3 protein-coding genes are annotated in these 3,082 nt (G+C 49.4%); all 3 read right to left on the reverse strand.

Translation table 11 applies throughout. The features are described from left to right. The coding region (locus SLS51_RS22730) for a PAAR domain-containing protein (protein ID WP_323840768.1) at nucleotides 1–1,068 on the reverse strand (1,068 nt) is incomplete at its 3' end. A 15-nt stretch (nucleotides 1,069–1,083) separates the two neighbouring features. Continuing rightward, nucleotides 1,084–1,251 (reverse strand): hypothetical protein, encoded by a 168-nt coding sequence (locus SLS51_RS22735; protein ID WP_323840769.1) that lies wholly within the window; start codon nucleotides 1,249–1,251, stop codon nucleotides 1,084–1,086. A gap of 330 nt (nucleotides 1,252–1,581) precedes the next feature. Further along, nucleotides 1,582–2,643, reverse strand: coding sequence for an outer membrane-stress sensor serine endopeptidase DegS (gene degS, locus SLS51_RS22740; RefSeq protein WP_323840770.1), 1,062 nt, complete (start codon nucleotides 2,641–2,643; stop codon nucleotides 1,582–1,584). Nucleotides 2,644–3,082: the final 439 nt, after the last annotated feature.

Consider the following 3,082-nt stretch of genomic DNA (forward strand, 5'->3'; position numbering starts at 1 on the left):
CCCCGGCAGGGCCAGCACCGGCCAGACCTGCAGGAAGTCGCCGGTCGCCACGTCTACCGGCTCGCCGGCTTTGCTACAGAGCTGGCTGTCACAGCCGGTTTTTTTCACCGATGGGGTGGGTTCCGCCCCGGATTTGGCTTTGCCGCCGTTGCCTTTCCGGCCAAGCGGCAGCGGGAGCAGGCCAGCAATCGCCACCAGCCAGCGCAGGTCTTTGTTGCTGGCGGTCAGGATAGTCAGGGCATCACCGGTTTGCGGGGTGAGGGCAATCGAGGCGGCAGCGCTGTTGATATTGGCGTCACAGGCGGTGCGGTGGCCCAGCCGGGCAATGGGCTTGCCGTTGGCAAACACCGTTTTGGCACCTTCGGCAATCACCACCGGGCCGGGGTGGTCGCTGCACACAATTTTGTCCCCCTGACGGGCCACCGGCCGGCCTTCAAAAAAGACATCCGGCGACCCTTCGACAATCTGGCCCTTATTCGCTCCGTATTGCCCGAGCGCCGCGCCCACGGACGAGACCAGTCCGCCGACAAAACCGCCCGCCAGGCCAGCCGCTGCCCCGGCCACCACGGCCACCACGGCCACCACGGCCATCGCCAGGCCGCCGGTCGCCACAATTAACCCGCCGACGGCCACCGCCGCCAGTGCGCCGAGCAACACGCCGCCCAGCGCCCCCCATAATCCGGCGCTTTTGTTCTGGTGGGCAATCGCATCCCCGAGCCGGGCCGGGGCCTGGCCTTCGGTGGCGACCGTACGCTGGCCGAAAAAACCCATCGCGCCATGCGTGAGGCTTTCGCCGATATCATTGCCTATCTGAGCCCCCAGTTTCCCGGCGGCTACCCCGGCGACCAGCGGGAGGACGGCGGGGGCGCCGCCCACCGCAACGGTATACGTCATTGCTGCCGCCAGCGAATGATACTGAAAACGCTCACTTTCCAGATAATTTAGCACCGTATCGGCAGAAGAGCTGATTTCGGTCGGCGGCGGAGCATTCCCTGCTGAGGTCGTCTCTGTTCTGGTTGTGCGCTGCGCAGCGCCGGCCCCCAGCCAGGCCATCATTAATACGCTCATGACCCCTCCCGGACATTATGGCTCATCACTCAGACGAGGATGAAATGAGGTCATCATGGTGAGTATCTGTTTTAGCTGGGATGGGGGCATGTTGCACGTTAGCTTGCCGACACGCTGAGCACTCAGGCGGTCTGCGATTTGTCCAGCGCTAAATTGCCTGCATGGTTTTTTTTGGAATGGCATCTTGCTTCCCTTATCATTTGCAAGTCTCGTCAGAACTATCTATAAAGCGATAAAGGCACCAGCAGTTTGTCGCTGATAGTCTTATTGATAACCTGTATGAACAGGCAACGTCGGGAATATTCCATTGCGGCTTAAGAGTATCGTGAAGATAGCTAATCAGTCGTTTTATGTGTTTAATATCTAATCAAGAACATATAACAAAAAACTTATGTTGTCCCGCCTGTTTGGGTGATGAGTATTTGATTAACTTAATAAATGTGACATAAATCCCAAATTTTTTTTCACCCGTTGCGCTCACCAAAAATCTGATTTAAGTGAAGTTCAGGTGAATTAATATTCACCATATTCTTCAATGGTCACTTGCAGCGATAATATTTTCCCATTGCGCAATAAAGTGACTGGAACAATGCTGCTGGGGCGTATTTCAGCCACTTGATCCATTGTTTCAACCGCAGAAATAGCGGGTTTGTTATTGACACTGGTAATGATATCACCCACTTTTATACCAGCTTTTTGCGCAGGCCCGTTTGTAGTCACTTGAAATACTCGTAGCCCTTGAAGCTGGTTAATATTGCCGTTAGAAGAGCGAATATGTGGCAGCTCTTGTGACGTTATGCCGATAAAACCTCGGATAACCCGTCCGTCACGAATAAGTTTCTGCATAATCTTGGTGGCGAGTTCAGTCGGAATAGCAAAACCTAATCCTTCTGGGGTTTCACCATTTTCACTTTTATCGAATGATAATGTATTGATACCCACTAGCTCGCCAAGGGTATTAATCAAAGCTCCGCCAGAGTTACCCTGATTAATGGAAGCATCGGTCTGGAGAAAGTTTTGACGGCGGGTAGGGCTTAATCCAACGCGACCAGTAGCGCTAATAATCCCTTGAGTAATGGTTTGCCCCAAGTTGTAAGGGTTGCCAATGGCTAAAACGACATCTCCCACATGAGCCACTCTATTTGGATTGATAGTAATGACAGGTAGGTTTTCGGCATCAATTTTCAGGACGGCAAGATCCGTTAAGCTATCAGAACCTATGACCAGGGCTTCATAAAAATGACCGTCTTGCAGTGCAACAATAATTTGTCCTGCATTATTAATGACGTGTTTATTGGTAAGAATGTAGCCCTTATCACTCATGATGACACCAGAACCAAGGGTATGGTTTTCCCGGCCTTGGTGAGAAAAACTCCCCATGTTGCTGCTGTAGACGTTGACTACGGCGGGCGCTGCCCTACGGACACCTTTATTAAAACTGAATGGAACTTCGTCATTACTGTTACGGGTAATTGCAGATGTTAGCCCGTTAGGACGCAGTGATGGAATAGTAATCAGTAAAATTACAGCGATAAGTAATCCTAAAAAAGCAGAGCGCAGCAACTTGGCAATCATGGGTATTATTCAGTGTGAGTTAATGAGTCATTGCAGGATAACATAGAAATTAACAGACACTGCATTATGCTGTATCTCGGATTACTGGCTTTTGGCGCTTCGATTATCACTATTGAGTTTTCATTAATAATAAAATGAAAAAATTTGTATTGATGGTTTACATGGGTATTAAACTCTTTTTTATCGCATTTTGCGACAATCTAAGGGATTTTAACGCTGTTTTTACTGTCTTTAACTTTTCGTTTTAGCGTTTTTATTTACTTCATAACGTTGAGATTCGTTCAGATTAAATCATGTGGGTTGTCGTTTTTCATGTCATCTGAAAGTCCAGGGTGAGATCTCACATTTTTAATAAGGTTATTTTGGTTAAATAAAAGTCAGAATATGACTTTTTATAGGCATTTCTCTCATTAAAACGTTAAGCTCTCTCTCTTCCATA

This window comes from Photorhabdus africana (assembly GCF_035181445.1).
Classification (GTDB): Bacteria; Pseudomonadota; Gammaproteobacteria; order Enterobacterales; family Enterobacteriaceae; genus Photorhabdus; species Photorhabdus laumondii.